The sequence below is a fragment of the Cupriavidus sp. GW823-FHT07B10 genome, from assembly GCF_058794355.1.
The window spans coordinates 12,576-32,395 of the sequence record NZ_JBXAGS010000012.1; the positions used below are offsets into that span (position 1 = coordinate 12,576).

General features: G+C 69.0%; 18 protein-coding genes. 8 read left to right on the top strand and 10 right to left on the bottom strand.

Annotated features, from left to right (window positions below; translation table 11 throughout):
- Positions 1-48: 48 nt before the first annotated feature.
- The 4 genes from trpD (at position 49) to AC1Q6V_RS22800 (ending at position 3,448) form a co-directional block, all read left to right on the top strand.
- Positions 49-1,074 (top strand): anthranilate phosphoribosyltransferase, encoded by a 1,026-nt coding sequence (trpD, locus tag AC1Q6V_RS22785; RefSeq protein WP_454750857.1) that lies wholly within the window; start codon positions 49-51, stop codon positions 1,072-1,074.
- Between the two features lie 11 nt (positions 1,075-1,085).
- Complete coding sequence (gene trpC, locus AC1Q6V_RS22790; protein ID WP_010809899.1) at positions 1,086-1,889, top strand: indole-3-glycerol phosphate synthase TrpC; 804 nt, start codon at positions 1,086-1,088, stop codon at positions 1,887-1,889.
- Positions 1,890-2,010: 121 nt separating this feature from the next.
- Positions 2,011-2,640 carry a CYTH domain-containing protein gene (locus AC1Q6V_RS22795; RefSeq protein ID WP_058698072.1) on the top strand — a complete coding sequence of 210 codons (630 nt, stop codon included), beginning with the start codon at positions 2,011-2,013 and terminating at the stop codon, positions 2,638-2,640.
- 31 nt (positions 2,641-2,671) lie between these two features.
- Positions 2,672-3,448, top strand: coding sequence for a uracil-DNA glycosylase (locus AC1Q6V_RS22800; RefSeq protein ID WP_058698071.1), 777 nt, complete (start codon positions 2,672-2,674; stop codon positions 3,446-3,448).
- Positions 3,449-3,452: 4 nt separating this feature from the next.
- Here the strand turns inward: AC1Q6V_RS22800 and AC1Q6V_RS22805 are convergent, their stop codons facing one another.
- Complete coding sequence (locus AC1Q6V_RS22805; RefSeq protein WP_010809896.1) at positions 3,453-3,731, bottom strand: acylphosphatase; 279 nt, start codon at positions 3,729-3,731, stop codon at positions 3,453-3,455.
- A gap of 211 nt (positions 3,732-3,942) precedes the next feature.
- On the opposite strand from AC1Q6V_RS22805, the gene AC1Q6V_RS22810 reads away from it, so the two are divergent.
- Together AC1Q6V_RS22810 and AC1Q6V_RS22815 are read left to right on the top strand one after the other, a co-directional pair.
- The gene (locus tag AC1Q6V_RS22810; protein WP_454750851.1) at positions 3,943-5,694 is read left to right on the top strand and encodes an ABC transporter permease; all 1,752 of its coding nucleotides are present in this window, start codon (positions 3,943-3,945) and stop codon (positions 5,692-5,694) included.
- 7 nt (positions 5,695-5,701) lie between these two features.
- Positions 5,702-7,033 (top strand): ABC transporter ATP-binding protein, encoded by a 1,332-nt coding sequence (locus AC1Q6V_RS22815; RefSeq protein ID WP_011616109.1) that lies wholly within the window; start codon positions 5,702-5,704, stop codon positions 7,031-7,033.
- 10 nt (positions 7,034-7,043) lie between these two features.
- On the opposite strand, the gene AC1Q6V_RS22820 is transcribed toward AC1Q6V_RS22815, so the two are convergent.
- The 5 genes from AC1Q6V_RS22820 to AC1Q6V_RS22840 all read right to left on the bottom strand — a co-directional run bounded on the left by AC1Q6V_RS22820 (position 7,044) and on the right by AC1Q6V_RS22840 (position 14,595).
- Positions 7,044-9,431, bottom strand: coding sequence for an FUSC family protein (locus AC1Q6V_RS22820; protein WP_454750850.1), 2,388 nt, complete (start codon positions 9,429-9,431; stop codon positions 7,044-7,046).
- 50 nt (positions 9,432-9,481) lie between these two features.
- Positions 9,482-11,296 carry a M61 family metallopeptidase gene (locus AC1Q6V_RS22825; protein WP_010809892.1) on the bottom strand — a complete coding sequence of 605 codons (1,815 nt, stop codon included), beginning with the start codon at positions 11,294-11,296 and terminating at the stop codon, positions 9,482-9,484.
- A gap of 76 nt (positions 11,297-11,372) precedes the next feature.
- Positions 11,373-12,377, bottom strand: coding sequence for an acrylyl-CoA reductase (NADPH) (acuI, locus tag AC1Q6V_RS22830; protein ID WP_010809891.1), 1,005 nt, complete (start codon positions 12,375-12,377; stop codon positions 11,373-11,375).
- A 112-nt stretch (positions 12,378-12,489) separates the two neighbouring features.
- The gene (locus AC1Q6V_RS22835) at positions 12,490-13,248 is read right to left on the bottom strand and encodes a DsbC family protein (RefSeq protein WP_011616111.1); all 759 of its coding nucleotides are present in this window, start codon (positions 13,246-13,248) and stop codon (positions 12,490-12,492) included.
- 51 nt (positions 13,249-13,299) lie between these two features.
- Positions 13,300-14,595: a UbiH/UbiF family hydroxylase gene (locus AC1Q6V_RS22840; protein ID WP_058698068.1), complete on the bottom strand. Its 1,296-nt coding sequence runs from the start codon at positions 14,593-14,595 to the stop codon at positions 13,300-13,302.
- 112 nt (positions 14,596-14,707) lie between these two features.
- Here AC1Q6V_RS22840 and ychF point away from each other — a divergent pair, with 112 nt between their 5' ends.
- Positions 14,708-15,799, top strand: coding sequence for a redox-regulated ATPase YchF (ychF, locus tag AC1Q6V_RS22845; RefSeq protein WP_010809888.1), 1,092 nt, complete (start codon positions 14,708-14,710; stop codon positions 15,797-15,799).
- Between the two features lie 73 nt (positions 15,800-15,872).
- Here ychF and AC1Q6V_RS22850 read toward each other — a convergent pair whose 3' ends face one another.
- From AC1Q6V_RS22850 to AC1Q6V_RS22860, 3 genes are read right to left on the bottom strand one after another with little or no spacing between them, the layout of a single operon-like run.
- A complete protein-coding gene (locus tag AC1Q6V_RS22850; protein WP_454750849.1) occupies positions 15,873-16,370 on the bottom strand; it encodes a GDYXXLXY domain-containing protein in 498 nt (165 codons plus the stop codon).
- A complete protein-coding gene (locus AC1Q6V_RS22855; protein ID WP_454750848.1) occupies positions 16,367-17,485 on the bottom strand; it encodes a DUF4401 domain-containing protein in 1,119 nt (372 codons plus the stop codon). The genes AC1Q6V_RS22850 and AC1Q6V_RS22855 overlap by 4 nt, the downstream gene beginning before the upstream one ends.
- Positions 17,482-18,507, bottom strand: a complete 1,026-nt coding sequence (locus AC1Q6V_RS22860) for a DUF2157 domain-containing protein (protein WP_439671023.1) — start codon at positions 18,505-18,507, stop codon at positions 17,482-17,484. Before AC1Q6V_RS22860 ends, AC1Q6V_RS22855 begins: the two co-directional genes overlap by 4 nt.
- A 155-nt stretch (positions 18,508-18,662) precedes the next feature.
- Here AC1Q6V_RS22860 and AC1Q6V_RS22865 point away from each other — a divergent pair, with 155 nt between their 5' ends.
- A complete protein-coding gene (locus AC1Q6V_RS22865; protein ID WP_010809884.1) occupies positions 18,663-19,463 on the top strand; it encodes a 5'-methylthioadenosine/adenosylhomocysteine nucleosidase in 801 nt (266 codons plus the stop codon).
- Positions 19,464-19,512: 49 nt separating this feature from the next.
- Here the strand turns inward: AC1Q6V_RS22865 and AC1Q6V_RS22870 are convergent, their stop codons facing one another.
- Entirely contained in the window at positions 19,513-19,758 is a 246-nt protein-coding gene (locus AC1Q6V_RS22870; protein WP_010809883.1) for a hypothetical protein, read from the bottom strand.
- Positions 19,759-19,820 lie beyond the last annotated feature (62 nt).

The following is a 19,820-nucleotide window of genomic DNA, read 5'->3' on the forward strand; positions in this document are numbered from 1 at the left end:
GCACCTTCCAGCCCGCACCACGCCATCCAGACTGTCAACGAGAACGCCATGATCACGCCGCAAGAAGCCCTGACGCGCTGCATCGAGCACCGCGAAATCTTCCATGACGAGATGCTGCACCTGATGCGGCAGATCATGCAGGGGCAGATCTCGCCGGTGATGGCCGCCGCAATCCTGACCGGCCTGCGCGTCAAGAAGGAAACCATCGGCGAGATCTCCGCCGCCGCGCAGGTGATGCGCGAGTTCGCCAACAAGGTGCCGGTGGCCGATCGCGAGAACTTCGTCGATATCGTCGGCACCGGCGGCGATGGCTCGCACACCTTCAATATCTCGACCGCATCGATGTTCGTCGCGGCCGCCGCCGGCGCCAGGATCGCCAAGCATGGCAACCGCGGCGTCAGCTCCAAGTCGGGCAGCGCGGACGTGCTGGAAGCGCTGGGCGTGAACATCATGCTGACGCCCGAGCAGGTCGGCCAGTGCATCGAAGAGACCGGCATCGGCTTCATGTTCGCGCCCACGCACCACCCGGCGATGAAGAACGTCGCCCCGATCCGCAAGGAGATGGGCGTGCGCACCATCTTCAATATCCTGGGCCCGCTGACCAACCCGGCCGATGCGCCCAACATCCTGATGGGCGTGTTCCATCCCGACCTGGTCGGCATCCAGGTGCGCGTGATGCAGCGCCTGGGCGCGAAGCATGCCATCGTGGTGTACGGCAAGGACGGCATGGACGAGGTTTCGCTTGGCGCCGCCACGCTGGTGGGCGAACTGAAGGACGGCGAGGTGCGCGAATATGAGATCCACCCCGAGGACTTCGGCCTGCAGATGATCTCCAACCGCGGCCTGAAGGTGGCCGATGCGACGGAGTCGAAGGAAATGCTGCTTGAAGCGCTGACCAACGTACCGGGCACGCCGCGCGAGATCGTCTCGCTGAACGCCGGCACCGCGCTGTACGCCGCCAACGTGGCCGACTCCGTCGAAGACGGCATCCGCCGCGCGCGCGAGGCGATTGCCAGCGGCGCGGCGCAAGAGAAGCTCAACCAGTTCGTGCGCGCCACCCAGCAGTTCAAGTAAGAGACGCGAATATGTCCGACATCCTGCAAAAGATCCTGGCCGTAAAGGCCGACGAGGTCGCCGCCGCACGCAAGAAGCGCGACCTGCCCAGCCTGCGCGCGGAGGCCGAAAGCCTGCGCACTGAGCCGGGCCTGGCACCGCGCGGCTTTGAGCGCGCGCTGCGCGAGAAGATCGCCGCCGGCCAGGCCGGCGTGATCGCCGAGGTCAAGAAGGCATCGCCGTCCAAGGGCGTGCTGCGCGAGCACTTCGTGCCCGAGGCCATTGCCGAAAGCTACGCCAGCCATGGCGCTGCCTGTTTATCGGTGCTGACCGACGTGAACTTCTTCCAGGGACACGCCGACTACTTGAAGCGCGCCCGCGGCGCCTGCCCATTGCCGGCCCTGCGCAAGGACTTCATGGTCGACCTGTACCAGGTGTATGAAGCGCGCACCTGGGGCGCCGACTGCATCCTGCTGATCGTCGCCGCGCTGGACCCGGGCCTGATGGCCGAACTGGAAGCCTGTGCGCTTGAGCTCGGCATGGATGTGCTGGTGGAAGTGCACGGCGACGACGAGCTCGACGCGGCGCTGCGCCTGAAAACGCCGCTGCTCGGCGTGAACAACCGCAACCTGCGCACCTTCGAGGTGTCGCTGGACAACACGCTGGACCTGCTGCCGCATATGCCGGCCGACAAGCTGGTGGTGACCGAGTCCGGCATCCTCGGCCAGGCCGATGTGAAGCGCATGCGCGATGCCAACGTGCATGCGTTCCTGGTGGGCGAAGCGTTTATGCGGGCGCCGGATCCGGGCGTGGAGCTGGCACGGCTGTTTGCCTGAGCTAACGCCTGCCGACGCACGCTGGCGGTTTGCTCCCTTCTCCCGCAAGCGGGAGAGGGGGCCGGCTAGCGGTGACTGGAAAGACATCGCCCTCGCCAACCCTCTGAAATCGCCTGCTGCCATGCCCCAGGAAATCGAACTGAAACTCGCCGTCCCCGACGACGCGCTGGCCCCGCTGGCCGCCTGGCTCGACGCCAACGGCGCCCCGCAGGGCGAAGCCACGCTGCTCAACGTCTACCTCGATACCCCGCAACGTGACCTGGCACAGGCGCGCGCCGCGCTGCGGCTGCGCCGCAAGGGCGCGCAATGGCTGCAGACGCTGAAGACCGCCGGCAGCAGCCAGGGCGGCCTGGCCACGCGCCATGAATGGGAGACGGAGATCGCCGGCGAGGCCATCGAGCTGCAAACCTTTCCCGCGGAAGCGCAAACCGTGCTCGCGCCACTGATCGGCCGGCTGGCACCGGTGTTCCGCACCGACTTCGTCCGCCGCACCTGGCTGGTCACGCAGGACGGCGCCCGCATCGAGGCCGCGCTCGACACCGGCACCATCGCCGCGCCGGCCAGCGCCGCGCAGGAACCCATCCAGGAACTCGAACTGGAATGGCTCGATGGCGACGCCGCGCACGCGGCCGATGCCCTGCGCGCCTTTGCCGCGCGGCTGGCCACCGTTGCCGCGCTGGCACCCTCGGACCTTAGCAAGGCCGCCCGCGGCTACCGCCTGGCGGGAATCGCCGAAGGCAAGGCCTCATAATCGCGGTTTTCCCGCCAAGCTTTCCTCACACATGCAAGCCGATCTCTTCGCCGCCGAAGCCCCCCGCGCCCCCGGCGAACCGTCCCCTGCCGCCAGCCTGCAGGCCCAGGCCGACGCGCTGCCCGCCGCCTGGCGCACATTGCTGGACCCGTGCATCCGCGTGCCGGCGTGGCAGGAGCTGGCCGCCTTTGTCGACGGCGAACGTGCCGCCGGCAAGCCGGTATTCCCGCACCATGTCTTCCACGCGCTGCACCTGACCCCGCCCGACGCGGTCAAGGTGGTGATCCTGGGCCAGGACCCCTACCACGGCACCGGCACGGTCGGCGGCGTTGAGCTGCCGCAGGCGCACGGGCTGGCGTTCTCGGTGCCGGAAGGCATCAGGGTGCCGCCCAGCCTGCGCAACATCTTCAAGGAAATCGCCGCGGAGTTCGGTGCCAACGACAACTGCGCGCCGCGTGCCTCCGGCAACCTGGAAGGCTGGGCGCGCCAGGGCGTGCTGCTGCTCAACACCGTGCTGACGGTGGAACAGGGCCAGGCCGCCAGCCATGCGCGGCGAGGCTGGGAAGCCGTCACCGATTGCCTGATCCAGAACCTCGCCGCCAGCCGCCCGAGTCTTGTGTTCATGCTGTGGGGCAGCCACGCGCAGGCCAAGAAGCCGCTGCTGGGCGCCGGCCACTGCGTGCTGGAAGCGCCGCATCCGTCGCCGCTGTCGGCGCACCGGGGCTTCCTGGGCTGCGGGCACTTCCGCGAGGCCAACCGCTGGCTGGAAGCGAACGGCCGCACGCCGGTCGACTGGACCGCGGCCTAGTCCATCAGATCGTCGGCCGGAATTCGAAACCGGCAAACTCCCCTTCCCCAGGCCCGACCTCGACCAGCGTCACCTGCGCGGCCGGCGGGCCCTGTTCCATCCACGCCTGCAGGGCTTCGAGCTGCCTGACCGTGCCGTGCGCCATCACCTCGACGGTGCCGTCGAGCCGGTTGCGCACCCAGCCGCCAAGCTCAAGGTCGTCCGCCGCGTCGGCGCAGGCGGCGCGGTAGCCCACGCCCTGCACGCGCCCATGCGCGACCAGGCGCCAGGTTTCCTTCTTCATGGCTTTTCCCTTTGGGCGCACGCCGGCAGCGTGCGCGATCTGTCATCCACACCAAGTAAACTAGACCGCCATGCCGGGCGTTACAAAGGGATGCGCGCCGCCCGGCGTGAAGCCGGCGGCATGCGGGCTTTGCCATTGTCCGCCAGGGCCGCGAATCAGGGCTGGGCCACAAGCCTTGCCATCCAAGCTCGATACAGCCCGAGAAGCGCCCATGATGCCACCCGCCGACCGCCGCGCGGCCCCGCCCGCCCCTGGCTTTGACAGCCAGCTGCTGCGCGCCCCGCCCAACCGCTTCGACCTGGCCCTGCTGCCGATCATCCTGGCCGTGATCGTGATGATCGCGTTCACCGCGCAGCAGATGAACGCCCCGTTCCAGCCCGACCAGCAGCTGGCGGTGCACCTGGACGTGGCCTACCTGCCCTACTACCTGATGCGCACCAGCATCCGCATGCTGGCGGCGCTGGCGGCGTCGCTGCTGTTCTCGCTGGCGTTTGCCGCGCTGGCGTCAAAGAGCCGCACGGCGGAGAAGGTGCTGGTGCCGGCGCTGGACATCCTGCAGTCGATACCCGTGCTGGGCTTCCTGTCGATCACCGTGACCGGCTTTATCGCCCTCTTTCCCGGCAATATCGCAGGGGTCGAGTGCGCGGCGATCTTCGCCATCTTCACCTCGCAGGCGTGGAACATGGCGTTCAGCCTGTACCAGTCGTTCCGCACCATCCCGGGCGATTTGATGGAAGCGGCGGCCATGTTCCGGCTGTCGCCGTGGCAGCGCTTCTGGCGGCTGGAAGTGCCGTTCGCCATGCCGGGGCTGCTGTGGAACATGATGATGTCGATGTCCGGCGGCTGGTTCTTCGTGGTGGCGTCCGAGGCGATCTCGGTATCCGGCCACGACATCCGCCTGCCTGGGATCGGCTCCTATATCGCGCTGGCGATCCAGCAGCAGGACCTGGCCGCGATCGGCTGGGCCATCCTGGCGATGCTGGCGGGCATCCTGCTGTACGACCAGCTGCTGTTCCGCCCGCTGGTGGCATGGGCCGACCGCTTCCGCTTCGAGACCCAGGCGCAGGACAAGCTGCCGCAGTCGTGGCTGCTGGACCTGCTGCGCCGCTCGGCGTGGGTGGGTGCAGTGCTGGCGCAGACGGCGGCGCTGGCCGGGCGCACGCTGGCGTGGGGCGCGCGCCGCGGGCAGGCCCCGGCGCAGCCGGACAATCCGCGGCGCGCGCTTTGGTTCGGCCGCGTGCGCGACGCCGTGATCGTGCTGGTGGCATTGGCCGCGTTGCTGCGCGTGGGCTACTTCGTGCACAGCGAGGTGGGCTGGGCCGAAGTCGGCCATGTGCTGTGGCTCGGCACGATCACGATGGTGCGCGTGGTGGTGCTGATCGCGCTGGCGGCGCTGGTGTGGGTGCCGATCGGCATCCGCATCGGCCTGAGCCCGGAACTGGCGCGCATTGCCCAGCCGATCGCGCAGTTCCTGGCCGCCTTCCCGGCCAACCTGATGTTCCCGCTGGCGGTGATGCTGATCGTGCGCTTCGGGCTGAACCCGGAGATCTGGCTGAGCCCGCTGCTGATCTTCGGCACGCAGTGGTACATCCTGTTCAACGTGGTCGCGGGGGCGTCGGGCATTCCCACCGAACTGAAGCTCGCCGCGCGCAATTTCGGCCTGCGTGGCTGGCTGCTGTGGAAGCGCTTCCTGATCCCCGCGGTGTTCCCGAGCCTGCTGACCGGGCTGGTGACCGCCGCCGGCGGCTCGTGGAACGCGAGCATCGTGTCCGAGTACGTGACCTGGGGCGACCGCACCATCGTCGCCACCGGGCTCGGCAGCTACATCGCCGAGACCACCGCGCGCGGCGACTTCCCGCGCATTGCGCTGGGCATAGTCGTGATGGCGCTGTTCGTGGTCGGCTTCAACCGGCTGCTGTGGAACCGCCTGTATCAACTCGCGCAAGAGCGCACCCGCTTGTAAGGCAACGATGGCAGAGAACATTGCATCCACCGCCGCCCCCGCCGTGATCGAGCTGCGCGGCGTCGGCAAGATCTTCCGCACCGCCAGCCAGAGCGACCGTGCCGTGCTCGAAGGCGTGGACCTGACGCTGCGCGAGGGCGAGATCGTCGCCATGCTGGGCAAGTCCGGCTCGGGCAAGTCCACGCTGTTGCGCATCATGGCCGGGCTGGTCGGCGCCGACCGCGGCGAGGTGGACTTTCGCGGCGAACGGCTGGCCGGCACCGCCGAGGGCATCGCCATGGTGTTCCAGTCGTTCGCGCTGTTCCCGTGGCTGACGGTGCAGCAGAACGTTGAGCTGGGGCTCGAGGCCCAGGGCGTGCCCAGGGCCGAGCGCGAGCGCCGCGCCGAGGCCGCGATCGACATGATCGGGCTGGCCGGCTTCAACAGCGCACTGCCGCGCGAGCTGTCGGGCGGCATGCGCCAGCGCGTGGGCATTGCGCGCGCGCTGGTGACCGAGCCGGACCTGCTGCTGATGGATGAAGCATTCTCGGCCCTGGACGTGCTGACCGGCGAGACCCTGCGCGACGAGATGCTGGCGCTGTGGGAAAGCGGCCGTGCCAATATCAGGAGCATCCTGATCGTCTCGCACAATATCGAAGAGGCAGTGATGATGGCCGACCGCATCGTGATCCTGTCGAGCGACCCGGGCCGCATCCGCGCCGAGGTGCCAGTGGCGCTGCCGCGTCCGCGCAACCGCGACAGCGCGCAGGTGCGCGCGCTGGTCGACGAGATCTACGCGCTGATGACCGCCCCCGCCGCGGAAGCGCGCCTGCCCGCGCAAGCGCCCGCGCGCCAGATCGCCTACCGGCTGCCGGACGCCGACATCAGCCAGATGGAAGCGATCCTCGACCTGCTGTGCGAGGCACCCTTCAACTGCCGCGCCGACCTGCCCCACCTGGCCGACGAAGCCGGCCTCACCGACGACGAACTGCTGCCTGCGTGCGAAGCGCTGCAGCTGGTGCAACTGGTGTCGATCGAGCGCGGCGACATCGCCGCCACCGGGGCCGGCCGCGCCTGGTACGCCGCCGGGCCGCAGCAACGCAAGGTGATGTTCGGCCAGCAGTTGCTGGGCAACGTCGCACTGGCCGCGCATATCCGCCGCGAACTGGTGGCCAGCGAGGCCGGCGAGATCCGCGAAGAACAGGTGCTGCACGAACTGGAGCGGTTCCTGAAGCCCGCCGAGGCCGAGCGCGTGCTCAGCGTGGCGATCGGCTGGGGGCGCTACGGCGAGATCTACGAGTACCGCTACAACAGCGGCATGCTGACACTGCCCGAGGAAGAGCTGCCCGAGGCGCCGTAAGCCACCAGGCTCAGACGCGCGCCCGTATGGCGCGCCCGATGGCCCCCGTGCGCAGCGCGATCTTGGCCGCATCCTCGCGCAACGCGCGCAGGCGGCGATCCAGCACCGCATTGGCCGGACGGCCGGTGGAGCTGGCGGTGGGACCAGCCTCATGGCTGGATTCGCCGGCGGCGGCCGCGTGCACCAGCACGTCGGTGCGGCGCTTGTCGGCCGAATCGGCCAGGCGGGCGCGGCGTTCGGCGACGGCATCCTCGGCGACTTCGACGCTGACGGTGGCCGCCACTGGTTCGGCATCGGCGACAGCTTCAGCGGGAGTTTCCTCCGCCTTGTCCGCGGCGGCAGGCGCTGCCTCCTTGCGTTCCAACGGCGTCTTCCCGCTGCGGATAAAGCCCGCGCCACGGCCGCCGCCCCGCTCATCGGCATGCAGCCGCTCGCTGGCCACCTGCAGGCTGTGGCTGGCGGCCTCGGTGGCCTGCTCGATCGCGGCTTCCGCGGCCGGGATATCGAGCTCGTCATAGTGCTGGCGCACCTGGATGCGCGCCGCCGCCACGTGCGCGGCCACCAGGTAGTTCTGCACGATAAAGCGGTTCAGGTTGTCCACCGCGCGGTGCCGGCTCTTGGGCTCGTCCAGCATGCGCTGGAACGACGAGATCAGCGCCGACAGGTTGTCCATAAACTGCTTGCGCTGCACGCGGTAGGCAAAGTCATCCTTGGTCCTACGCAGCAGCAGGTCGCGCGTGGCGCCGATATAGCGGCGGTTGGCCTGCAGCACGCCCTCCACCAGCTTGGGGATGGCGCGGTATTCCCAGCTCGGCAGCACAAAGCTGAACAGCGAGGCGATGATGCCGCCGATCACGGTATCCACCAGCCGCTCGCCCGCCACCGTGGGACTTCCCGGCATCAGCAGGTGGATCTGGATCAGCACCTGGATGCAGGCGGCAATCGCCGTGTAGCGGTACTTGATGGTCACGAACGCGGCGCTGGCCACCAGCGACAGGAACAGCACGCCCAGCAGGATCAGCGGCTGGTGCACCACCTTCAGGATCGCGACCGCGACCACGCAGCCAATCAGCGTGCCGATCAGGCGGTCGTTGTAGCGCTGCTTGGTCATGCTGAAGTTGGGCTTCAGGATGACGATGATGGTCAGCAGGATCCAGTAGCTGTGCGACACATAGGGCAGGTGCTCGGCAATCCACAGCCCCAGCGACACCGCCATCGAGATCCGCAGCGAGAAGCGGAACGCCGGCGAACTCCACTTCAGGTTGTCGCGCAGCACGCTGAACTCATACTTCTGGCGCGTCAGGAACGGCGTCATGTCCGAGCCGGGCAGCACCCTGGCCGGCTCCACCGGCGTGCGCGACGCTTCGTGCAGCTGGCCGACCAGCGTGATCGCGCCGCGCATCATGTCGAGCGTATCGACCAGCGCCGTCATCGCCGCCGGGTTGATATGGTGGTGGCGAAATTGCTCGACCTCGGCCTCGACCGCGCGCAGGCCCTGGCGATATTCCACCGTGGCGTACGAGGCGCGGCCGCGCGTGATCTCGTAGGCGATCTCTTCCACGTCCTTGCACATCTGCAGCACCAGCCCGCGCAGATGGTCCAGCACCGGCGTGCCGGCAAAGGTCTGGCGCAGCAGCGGATAGTCGGTGTTGGTCGACAGAATATACTCGTACAGGTCGAGCATGCGCAGGTGCACCTGCACCAGCAGCCCGTCGTGCGGAGTGCGGTTGCCGCGCAGCACCAGGTCGCGCGCGGCCTGCTGGCGCTCGGCCACCACGATCTGCTGGCGCACCAGCTGGTTGAACTGGGCCTCGTAGTCGTTGCCGGCGTCGTAGAAGCCGGCCTTGATCTCGAGATAGCCGGCCAGCTCATACAACGATTCGGCCAGCACCTGCTGCTTGGTGCGGCGCTCGGTGATCCAGCTCACCAGCATCGCATAGCCGAGATAAGCGACCGCGCCGATGCTGAACAGCGCCGCGTGCTCCAGCGCGCGCCGCACCAGGAAGTCTTCGTTGATGGTCAGCGTCATCACGAACAGCGCCGCGAACTGCAGCGGCAGCGTCTTGTTGCCGTACACCGTCATCATGCCGGCCAGGAACGTCACCAGCACCAGCAGGAACGGCATCACGCGCGGGAACGGCGTGGCCAGCGCCACCACCAGCGTGACCACGCTGCACAGCAGCACGCTGGCCATCATCTCGTTGAACTTGTGGTTCAGCGGGCTGGGCAGGTCCATCAGGCTGGTGCACAGCGCCCCCATCGACACCACCATCGCGGTGGGCAGGTCGCTGAAGTGCAGCGCGATCAGCGTGGCGCCGATCACCCCGGTGGCCGAGCGCAGCCCCCGGTAGATGTAGTGCGAATACAGGAAGGTGCGGGGATCGTGCGCGTATTGCATGCAGCGGGGGCGATGGCGTGCGGTGGCGGGTGTGGCAGCGGAAAACTAGTTCACTGGCCCAGCCAGCGCGAGCGCGCCGCGTGCCGTCCGCTCTCGAGCTTCACCTTGAACTGCGCCGCCGGCTCGCGTGCCAGCGTCACCGGCAGCACCTGCAGCTCGTCGCGGCGGAAGGCGTGCAGCTCGATGCGGTCGCCGCTACGGTAGCGCGCCAGCAGCTTGTCGATCTGGCCCGGCGCCACGCGCAGGCCGTCAATCGCCACCAGCAGGTCGCCGGCGGACAGGCCGGCGGCCTGCGCGGCGCCGCCGTCGAACACCTGCGCCACGCGCACCCAGCCCTCATCGCTCTTGACCTTGATACCCAGCGCCGCGGTGCGCGCCGGCTTCTGCGCATCGGCCTTGACGCCGAACGTTTTGAACAGCGCCGGCAGCGGCAGCTCGCCGGTGCCTTCGGTCAGCGAGCGCAGCAGCGGCCCCATGCGCAGGCCGGTGACTTCATCGAACAGCGCATGGACCTCGGCCTCGGTCACGCCGCGCTGCACCGCGCCCGGCGCGTAGAAGCCGCGGCCGTAGCGGCGCCACAGCGCGCGCATGACATCGTCAAGCGAGCGTCGCCCGCGGGTCTTGTCGCGAATGGTCAGGTCCAGCGCCAGCGCCACCAGCGAACCCTTGGTGTAGTAGCTGACGATGGCGTTGGGGGCGTTCTCGTCCTGGCGGTAGTACTTGGTCCAGGCATCGAAGGAGCTTTCCGCCACGCTCTGCTTGGTGCGGCCGCTGCCGCGCAGCACGCCGTTCCAGGTCTTGGCCAGCATCTCGATGTACTGCTCGTCGGTGATGCAGCCGGAGCGCACCAGCACCAGGTCGTCGTAGTAACTGGTGAAACCCTCGAACAGCCACAGCAGCGGCGTGTAGGTTTCCTCGGCCAGCCGGTACGGCACGAACGCGGCCGGCTTGATGCGCTTGACGTTCCAGGTGTGGAAATACTCGTGGCTGCACAGCCCGAGGAAGGTGCGGTAGCCCTCGCTGGTATCACTGTCGCCGCGCACCGGCAGGTCATTGCGCGCGCATATCAGCGCGGTGCTGGCACGGTGTTCCAGGCCGCCGTAGCCGTCGCTGGTGACCATCGTCATGAAGACGTAGCGGCGGTTGCTGTCCAGGAACGGCGCCTGCGCGGTCTTGGGCTCGAACAGCCGGATCTGCGCTTCGCAGATCCGCTTCAGGTCGCGGCACACGCGCTCGAGGTCGAGCTGCGGCACGCGCCCGGTGAAGACCACGTCGTGCTGCGCGCCGCAGGCGCGGAAGCTGGCCAGCTGGAAGGTGCCCATCTCGACCGGATGATCGACCAGCTCATCGTAGTCGGCCACCTGGTAGCGGCCGAAGCCGTAGCGCTTCGCGCCTGCGCGGCCGGGCGCTTCGCGCATGGCGGTGGCGACGCGCCAGCCGCGATAGGCCTCGCCGGCGGGCGCATGGATATCGATGGTGCATGGCCGCTCGGCCTGCCCGTCCACGCACAGGAACACCGAGCTGCCGTTGAAGAAGCCGTGGGTGGTGTCCAGGTGCGCCGCGCGCACCGACAGGTCCCAGGCATAGACCTCGTAGCTGAGCGTCAGCGGGCCGTCGGCCAGGCTGACCGGCGCGGCCTGCCAGCGCTGCTTGTCGAGCTTGGTCAGCCTGACCTCGCGCCCGCCCGCATCGGCGCGGATGCGCACGATATTGCGCGCGAAGTCCCGGATCATGTAGCTGCCCGGGATCCAGGCCGGCAGCGAGAAACACTGGCCGGCGGGATCGGGTTCGCTCACGGTGACGGTGACGGCAAACAGGTGCGCTTCAGGCTGAAGCGGGGCGATGGCGTAGCGGATCGGCGTCATGGGCAGGATTGTAACGTCGGCGCCAGGACACGGATGCAGCGCCGACGCGGTGGTGCATCAGGGCGACGGTGCGCGATCAGCCGCGATTCACATCCACCACCACGCGCCCGCGCATGCCGCCTTCCATGATCTTGCGGCCCGCCTCGATCGCGTCGCCCAGGCCGATCTCGCGCGTCAGCGCATTGAGCCGGTCCGGCTCCAGGTCGCCGGCCAGGCGCTGCCAGGCCTGCTCGCGCAGCGGCATCGCCGCCATCACACTGTCGATGCCGTGCAAGGTGATGCCGCGCAGGATGAACGGCGCCACCGACCCCGGGAAGTCAAGGCCCTGCGCCAGCCCGCACGCCGTCACCACGCCGCCGTAGCGCACCTGGGCGCAGGCATTGACCAGCGTGTGCGAGCCGACCGAGTCGACCACCGCGGCCCAGCGCTCCTTTTGCAGCGGCTTGCCGGGTACGCCCAGCTCAGCACGGTCGATCACGTCATCGGCGCCCAGCGCCTTCAGGAAATCCGCCTCCCGGGTCTTGCCGGTCGAGGCCACCACCTTGTAGCCAAGCTTGCTCAGCAGCGAGATCGCCACCGTCCCCACCCCACCGGAGGCGCCGGTCACCAGCACCTCGCCATCGCCGGGGCGCACCGGGCCGTCGACGCCGCCGCGCTCCAGCGCCAGCACCGACAGCATCGCGGTATAGCCCGCGGTGCCGATCGCCATGGCCTGGCGCGTGGTGAAGGCGTCGGGCAGGCGCACCAGCCAGTCGCCCTTCAGGCGCGCGCGCTGCGCAAGGCAGCCCCAATGCGTCTCGCCCACGCCGTAGCCGTTGAGCACTACCTTGTCGCCTGCCTTCCAGCGCGGGTGCGCGGATTCCAGCACCGTGCCGGCGCCGTCGATGCCCGCCACCATCGGCCACTTGCGCACCACCGGCGAGCGGCCCGTGATCGCCAGCCCGTCCTTGAAGTTGATGGTGGAGTAGTCGACGGCAACCAGCACGTCGCCGTCGGCGGGCAGCTGCGCGTCGTCGAGCGTGGCGATACTGGCCTGGGTGGCGCCGTCGGCCTGGGTCAGCAGCAATGCCTGGAAGGTCATGGTGTCTCCTTTGTCGCCTGCCGGCGATCGCATGGAATCAGGGAAAAGGCAGAATGCAGAACGGCCGGACAAGTCCGGCCGTCGATCGGGCCGGTACAGGTCCGGCGCGCGCTTATTTCTTGATGCTGGCGAGCTTGCGTTCCAGCGTGGCGACATCCGCCGCGCCGGGAATGCGGGTGCCGTCGGTGAAGAACACCGCCGGAGTGCCGGTCACGTTCATGCTGTGGCCCAATGCCAGGTTTTCTTCCAGCGGGGTCTTGCAGCTGCCGTTGCCGGTCAGCGCCACCTGCTTGAGCATCCAGTCGCGCCAGGCCTTGGTGCGGTCGGACGCGCACCAGACCTGCTTGGCCTTGGTTTCGGAATCCGGCGACAGCACCGGGTACAGGAAGGTGTACACGGTGATGTTGTCCATCTGCTGGAAGGTCTGCTCGATGCGCTTGCAATAGCCGCAGTTGGGGTCGGAGAACACCGCCACCTGGCGGCTGCCATCGCCCTTGGTCCACTTGATCGCGCGCGCCAGCGGCAGGTCCGACCACTTGATGCGGTTGATCTCGGCCAGCCGCTCCTCGGTCAGGTTGGTGCCGGTGCGGGTGTCGATCATCTCGCCGTTCAGGATGTAGCGGCCCGAGGCGTCGGTGTAGACCACCTGCCCGCCTATATTGGCCTCGAACAGGCCCGGCACCGGGGTCTTGCTCACGCTCTTCACTTCAGCACGGCCGCCCACCATCTTCTGCAGCGACTCCTTGATGCGGTCGGTGCCGGGCTCGCCCGCGGCCATGGCATGCAGCGCGAAGCCCGCCGCGGCCAGCCCGCCGGCGATGGCGGTGATCGCGGCGCTCATGGCGGGGCGGCGGCGCAGGAATGGGAACATGTGGACTCCAGAGTATTCGGTAAAGGGATCGGAACGTTGGCGCGGCCGCGGTCAGCCAAGCGCGCGCGCGATCAGGAAGCGCTTGAGCAAGGACTGGCCGCCGACCGCGCGCATGCCGGTGTTGCGCACCACGCGCGCGACGCCGCCCGGCAACGAGAACAACCGGTGCAGTCCGTCGGTGGCCGCGGTCAGCGCAAGCAAATCGGTGGCGCGGGCGCGCTCATAGCGGCGCAGCAAGCGCAGGTCGCCCTCGCTGCGGAAAGGTTCTTTGTCGGCCATCACGCGGCCAAGTTCCGCGACGTCGCGCAGGCCCAGGTTCATGCCCTGGCCGGCCAGCGGATGCAACACGTGGGCGGCGTCGCCCACCAGCGCCACGTGCGGCTGCACGAACTGGTCGGCACGCTGCAGCACCAGCGGGAAGCCCTGCGCCGGGGTCACGCAGCGCAGCGCGCCGAACTGCGCGCCGACCGCGCCGCTGGCGCCCTGCATCACCGTGGCGGCGAGCGCCTCGGGCGACAGCGCCAGCAGCTCGCGCGCGTGGGCCTCTTCGGCGGCCCAGACCATCGACACATGGTTGTCCGGCAGCGGCAGCAGCGCCAGCACTTCGCCGTTGGCGGGTTCCTCGTCGGCCATCAGTTTTTCGGGCGCGCCCAGGAACCACTGCCACGCGGTTTCCTGGTGCGGGCGCTCGCAGGCGAAATTGGCGACCACGCCCAGCTGGCGGTACTTGCGCGTGCTGACGCCGATGTGGCATTGCTGGCGCAGCCAGGAGCGCGCGCCGTCGGCACCGACCACGCAGGCCGTGCGCAGCTTCTCGCCATTGCCCAGGGTCAGCGTGACGCCGTCAGGATCGCGCTCGAACGCGCTCGCCGTGGCGTCGTGCCAGGTCACCTGGTGCTGGAAGCCCAGCGCTGTGTCGAGCGCGCGCTCGACGTGGCTGGATTCGATGATCCACGCCAGCTGCGGCACCGCGGCCGCGTAGGCCGAGAAATGCAGGTCCCCGTCCAGGCTGGGCGAGGTCTCGGCCGCGCTGACATCGCCGAACACGCGCATGTCGCGCACCGGCTGGATCCGCGCCGGGTCCAGCGCCTCCCACACCCGCATGCGCTCCAGCAGCGCCTGCGAGCTGGCCGAGAAGGCGTAGATACGGCTGTCCCAGTCATCCGGCCCCGCCGCCGTGCGGCCGCTGGCGCGGGGCGGCCTGGGCGCGACCAGCGCCACGTCCATGCCCTGCTGGGCCAGCAGCAGCGCGCAGGACTTGCCGACGATGCCGCCGCCGACGACAGCAACCTGGAAAGCGGAGGAGTTGCGCGCAGACGGGCGCGCGGACGCGTGGGATCGGGTCATGGCTGGATTATAGCCACGTCACTCCTGGCTCCGCCCCACGCCGGCTCAACCCGGCCGATGGCGAGGCCCCCATCCGCTAGAATACGGGTTTTGCAATTTCCCGCCTTCTATCATGAGCCTCCAATGCGGCATCGTCGGCCTGCCCAACGTCGGCAAGTCCACGCTGTTCAATGCCCTGACCAAGGCCGGCATCGCCGCCGAAAACTACCCGTTCTGCACCATCGAACCCAATGTGGGCGTGGTCGAAGTGCCGGATCCGAGGCTCGCCAAGCTGGCGGAGATCGTCAAGCCGGAGCGCGTGCTGCCGGCCACGGTCGAGTTCGTCGATATCGCCGGCCTGGTGGCGGGCGCCTCCAAGGGTGAAGGCCTGGGCAACCAGTTCCTGGCCAATATCCGCGAATGCGACGCCATCACCCACGTGGTGCGCTGCTTCGAGGACGATAACGTCATCCACGTTGCCGGCAAGGTGGACCCGCTGTCGGACATCGAAGTGATCAACACCGAACTCGCGCTGGCCGACCTGGCCACCGTCGAGAAGGCCCTGGCCCGCTACATCAAGCCGGCCCGCGCCGGCGACAAGGAAGCTCAGCGCCTGGTCGCCGTGCTGGAAAAGGCGCAAGCCGTGCTGGACCAGGCCAAGGCCGTGCGCACCCTGGACCTGGCGCCCGAAGAGTGGGAAGCCATCCGGCCGTTCTGCCTGATCACCGCCAAGCCGACCATGTATGTCGCCAACGTGCGTGAAGACGGCTTCGAGAACAACCCGCACCTGGACGCCGTGCGCGAGTACGCCAAGCTGACCAATTCCCCCGTGGTGTCCGTCTGCGCCGCCATCGAAGCCGAGATCGCCGACCTGGACGATGCCGACAAGGCCGAATTCCTGGCCGACCTGGGCATGGAAGAGCCCGGCCTGGACCGTGTGATCCGTGCCGGCTTCAAGCTGCTCGGCCTGCAGACCTACTTCACCGCCGGCGTCAAGGAAGTGCGCGCCTGGACCATCCACGTCGGCGACACCGCCCCCAAGGCAGCCGGCGTGATCCACACCGACTTCGAACGCGGCTTTATCCGCGCGCAGACCATCGCCTATGAAGACTTCATCAGCTTCAAGGGTGAGACCGGCGCGAAGGAAGCCGGCAAGATGCGGGCGGAAGGCAAGGAGTATGTGGTGAAGGATGGGGATGTGATGAACTTCCTGTTCAACGTCTAAGACCGCCAGACGTCATGAAAAAGCCACCGCATGCGGTGGCTTTTTCTTTGGGCCGGGGGACATCACTTTCGCCTCACAACCTCTCCATCCCCTTCCCCCGCAACCCCACCAGCAGCGCCTGCCCGTCCGCCCCCACGCGGAATTCCCCATACTGCGCCTGCGCAAACCGCTCGCCCTGCCCCTCCTGGAAGAAATACGCATCGGTCGACACCTGCACCCGCGTGCCGCCCCAGCTCGAGCGGGCGACCTGGTAGCGCAGCAGCTGCTCCCCTGCCGCCAGCGGCTCGCCGCCGTGTACGCGCACGAAGCTGGCCACGCCCTGTTCATCGCGGCGGATCACGGCCACGCCGTCGCGGGGTGGCCGGTCGTCCTGCGTCTGAGCGGTGCGGATCTGGTTGCCGATGTCAAAGTTCAGCGCCATGTAGTCGCCCTGCATCAGCGAGCGCGGGTCGGCCGGGGCGAGCTTGAGGTAGACGGTATCGCCGCGCGCCAGCAGGCGCTCCTTGCCGGCGATGCCGGCGGCGGCAAATGCCAGCGTCAGGGCCCAGGCGATCAGGATCCAGCGTTTCATGCGGCCTCCTTGCCGGTGCGGGTGCGCAGCAGCCGGTAGCGGCCGGCCAGCAACAGTGCGCCGGCCACGGCGAGCGTGGCGGACTTGGCCAGCAGGGTCCAGTGCAGCGCGCTGTAGTACCAGATGAAACCGACAGCGATGCTGGCGATGCCCAGGCCCAGCCACGGCATCGACGCGCGGCGCAACGCCAGGCCGAGCGCGAGAACTCCTGCCACGACCGCGGGCGCGGCCGCCATCAGCGCGCCGAAGGCCGCCACGCCGGCAAGGACGGCGCCCTGCAGGGCGAGGCTGAGCGCCAGCCGGCGGCATTCGGCGAGCGCGAAGCCAGCCAGCACCACTGTGGCCAGCCCGCCCGCGACCCAGTGCGCGAGCGGGATGCGTCCGGCTTCCGGGCCGCCCAGCCAGGCCAGCGGATGGCTCATGCCGGTGACGACCAGTGCGACGGCCAGCGTGAACAGCAGCGTCGCGTCGGCCAGCGGTTCCAGCAGCGTGTGGCGGCCGGCCGCGCACAGGCGTGCTTCGGCCAGCGTGAAACCCGTCACCAGCGCGCAGCCGAGCGGCACCAGCCAGCCGAGGGACCACGTCAGCAACAGCCAGTCGTCCGGCTCGCTGCCGGCCAGGACGAGATGCACGGCGCCTGCCAGCCCGATCCATGCGCCCACCGCGCACAGCAGCCGGTGCAGCCGGTTCGGGACCAGCAAGGCGAGCGCGGCCTCGAACAGTGCCAGCCCGGCCCAGAAGCCTGCGCTCTCGGTGACGCGCGTGAAGCCCAGGGCCTCGACCAGCCCGAACACGGCCATGCCCTGCCCGCTCAGGCTCACGGCCAGCGCGAATTGCCCCGCGGCAATGCCGCCGCCACGCCAGTACAGCAGCGCGGCCAGTGCGATCATGGCCAGGCCGGTCACCGCCATGGCAATGCCGTTCTCGCGCGCGGCGACGAAGACCGTGCCGACCAGGAAGAGCTGGAAGAACAAGGCACCGAGCCAGCCGGCCGCGCCCATCAGGCAGCGCACGGCCCAGGGGGTGTGGGTGTGGTCGGGCCGCTCGCCCTGGACCTCGCCGCGTGCGGCGAGGTCCTGCCAGAGCCGTTGCCCGGTCTGCAGTTCGGTCGTCATGCCTGCTCCAGTTGGCCGCGCCAGGCACGCATCAGCCAGGCGGCCGCGCCGGCGGCAAGGCCGATGGTCACCAGCCCGAGCAGCAGGAAGGCGCCGAAATCGTCCTTGCCCTCGAACAGCACCTTGGCGATGCCGGCCACCGCCAGCACGATGCCGGTCAGGCAGGCCAGGCTCAGCACCACGATGTCGAAGGCGCGCTGGCGGAACCACCAGACCAGGGCGGCCAGGACCACCACCGCCAGCGCAAATGCAGCGCCGTCGAAATGGCTGTCCAGCAGGCTGGCCAGCCCGAGCGAGCCGGCGTGCACGCAGGCCATTGCGGCCAGCATGCGGCTGCCGGTCTGCCCACGGAAGCCCAGCGCCGGCGCCCGCGCGCACAGCAGCTGCCACAGCGCCAGTTGCAGCACCACCGCGCCCAGCAGCGCCAGCGTGGCGGTGCGTATATGGCGCGTATCGAACAGCAGCGCGAACACGCCTTCGACACCGAAGCGGATGCTGAAATAGCGCAGCAACGCCACGTTGCCGACCACGATTACCAGCCACCAGTGCGGTGCGGCGCGCGCCGCCAGCGCCCAGGGCACCGCCAGCAACGCCCATAGCGCAAACAGCTGCCAGGCGTCGGCGCCGGTCTGGTAGGTCTGCCCGATCACCGCAAGCAGCACGCCGGCGACGACCTGCGCGCCGCCCAGCGCGGCCCGGCCCGCGGTGTCGCCAGCCGGGCGCAGCCAGGCAAAGGCGGCGAGCAGCGTGAGCGCGCCGGCCAGCAGGCCGAACTTGGAAAACTTGTGGAGATCCTGCCAGTTGAAGGCGAAGAACACGATCACGCCCGCGCACAGCAGTGCGGTGCCCAGCGCAATCAGCGCCGTGTCCAGCCAGCGGCGCCAGTCGGTGGCGACGGGCTCGGTGCGCGCCCACGGCGCAGTGACGCCGGCCGCGTCCAGGCGCCCCAGTGCGCGCCAGTCGGCCAGTGCCCGGCGGATGGCGCGCCGTTCGCCGGTGGCTACGGTGGGTGTGCCTTGCATGTAAGTGTCCTTACGTGCTGAGATGACGGGGACTTTAGCAAAGCGGCGCGGGGGCCGCACCTGTTCCGTGGGAGGGTGCGGTGCGGTCGCGCTCTGATCTATGCCCGGCCTGCGCGGGCCGGTATGCTGTGGTTTTCTCGTCCTGCGCCCGCTCCATGACTCTCGGAATCCTTGCCGCCATCCATGATGAAGTCGATGGCCTGGTGGCCGCCATGCGCCATGACGACAGCCGCGCCACGGTGCGCACCATCGGCATGCGCGACTACTATGCCGGCCAGCTGCTCGGGCAGCCGTGCGTGCTGGTGCTGGCGCGCATGGGCAAGGTGGCGGCGTCGGCGACCACGGTCACGCTGATCCGCGAGTTCGGCGCGACGCAGATCGTCTTCACCGGGCTGGCCGGGGGCATTGGCGCCGGCACCAATGTCGGCGACATCGTCATCGCCGACCGCACCATCCAGCATGACCTCGACGCACGTCCGTTCTTCGGCCGCCATGAAGTGCCGCTGCTGGACCGTGCCGAGTTCCCGGCCGACCCGGCGCTGACCGCCGAGCTGGAAGCCGCCGCGCGCGAATTTCTGCAGCTGGACCTGCCTGCCGAAGTGCCGCGCGAGGTGCTGGAACGATTCGGCGTAGCCGCGCCGGCGCTGCACCACGGAATGATCGCCAGCGGCGACCAGTTCATCGGCTCACCGGCGGCGGTGACGGAGTTGCGTGAGCGGCTGCCCGGATTGCTGGCGGTGGAAATGGAAGGCGCCGCGGTGGCGCAGGTCTGCCATGAATACGGCGTGCCGTATGCCGTGATGCGGACCATTTCGGACCGGGCCGACGATAGCGCCCATGTGGACTTCGCGGCATTCCTGAAGGATGTGGCCAGTCACTATTCCAGCGGCGTGCTGCGCCGGCTGCTGGCCGGAAGAGCCAAGGCCGACACTGTTCAAACGCCGGTCCGCTTCTGATCGCGATCAAGCGGCGAGCGGATTCCCGCCGCCGCGGTCAGTTCTGTTCTTACCGCCCGCGCGGGCGCAGCGCGCCCCAGGCCCCCACCAGCAGCGCCGAGCCGGCGATCACCGCCAGCCAGCTGCTGAGCTGCCCGTCGATAAACAGGTGCAAGGCCCGGCCGCCATAGAAAGCGCCCGCCGCACCCGCCGCACCCAGCACCAGCGCGGCCGGCAGGGTCACCACGCGCCCTGCCGGATGCAGCCGGCGCGCCGCCAGCCCCACCAGCAAACCCACGATCAAGGTGCCCAGCATCCGCTTCTCCTGTGTTGTCAGCATCACAGCCGCAAGGGCTGCGGCGTAACGATACTGCAATC

What these genes read in the sequence shown, in the direction of transcription:
- trpD (WP_454750857.1), top strand. Translation starts at nt 49, where the DNA reads ATGATCACGCCGCAAGAAGCCCTGACGCGCTGCATCGAGCACCGCGAA.
- trpC (WP_010809899.1), top strand. Translation starts at nt 1,086, where the DNA reads ATGTCCGACATCCTGCAAAAGATCCTGGCCGTAAAGGCCGACGAGGTC.
- AC1Q6V_RS22795 (WP_058698072.1), top strand. Translation starts at nt 2,011, where the DNA reads ATGCCCCAGGAAATCGAACTGAAACTCGCCGTCCCCGACGACGCGCTG.
- AC1Q6V_RS22800 (WP_058698071.1), top strand. Translation starts at nt 2,672, where the DNA reads ATGCAAGCCGATCTCTTCGCCGCCGAAGCCCCCCGCGCCCCCGGCGAA.
- AC1Q6V_RS22805 (WP_010809896.1), bottom strand. Translation starts at nt 3,731, where the DNA reads ATGAAGAAGGAAACCTGGCGCCTGGTCGCGCATGGGCGCGTGCAGGGC.
- AC1Q6V_RS22810 (WP_454750851.1), top strand. Translation starts at nt 3,943, where the DNA reads ATGATGCCACCCGCCGACCGCCGCGCGGCCCCGCCCGCCCCTGGCTTT.
- AC1Q6V_RS22815 (WP_011616109.1), top strand. Translation starts at nt 5,702, where the DNA reads ATGGCAGAGAACATTGCATCCACCGCCGCCCCCGCCGTGATCGAGCTG.
- AC1Q6V_RS22820 (WP_454750850.1), bottom strand. Translation starts at nt 9,431, where the DNA reads ATGCAATACGCGCACGATCCCCGCACCTTCCTGTATTCGCACTACATC.
- AC1Q6V_RS22825 (WP_010809892.1), bottom strand. Translation starts at nt 11,296, where the DNA reads ATGACGCCGATCCGCTACGCCATCGCCCCGCTTCAGCCTGAAGCGCAC.
- acuI (WP_010809891.1), bottom strand. Translation starts at nt 12,377, where the DNA reads ATGACCTTCCAGGCATTGCTGCTGACCCAGGCCGACGGCGCCACCCAG.
- AC1Q6V_RS22835 (WP_011616111.1), bottom strand. Translation starts at nt 13,248, where the DNA reads ATGTTCCCATTCCTGCGCCGCCGCCCCGCCATGAGCGCCGCGATCACC.
- AC1Q6V_RS22840 (WP_058698068.1), bottom strand. Translation starts at nt 14,595, where the DNA reads ATGACCCGATCCCACGCGTCCGCGCGCCCGTCTGCGCGCAACTCCTCC.
- ychF (WP_010809888.1), top strand. Translation starts at nt 14,708, where the DNA reads ATGAGCCTCCAATGCGGCATCGTCGGCCTGCCCAACGTCGGCAAGTCC.
- AC1Q6V_RS22850 (WP_454750849.1), bottom strand. Translation starts at nt 16,370, where the DNA reads ATGAAACGCTGGATCCTGATCGCCTGGGCCCTGACGCTGGCATTTGCC.
- AC1Q6V_RS22855 (WP_454750848.1), bottom strand. Translation starts at nt 17,485, where the DNA reads ATGACGACCGAACTGCAGACCGGGCAACGGCTCTGGCAGGACCTCGCC.
- AC1Q6V_RS22860 (WP_439671023.1), bottom strand. Translation starts at nt 18,507, where the DNA reads ATGCAAGGCACACCCACCGTAGCCACCGGCGAACGGCGCGCCATCCGC.
- AC1Q6V_RS22865 (WP_010809884.1), top strand. Translation starts at nt 18,663, where the DNA reads ATGACTCTCGGAATCCTTGCCGCCATCCATGATGAAGTCGATGGCCTG.
- AC1Q6V_RS22870 (WP_010809883.1), bottom strand. Translation starts at nt 19,758, where the DNA reads ATGCTGGGCACCTTGATCGTGGGTTTGCTGGTGGGGCTGGCGGCGCGC.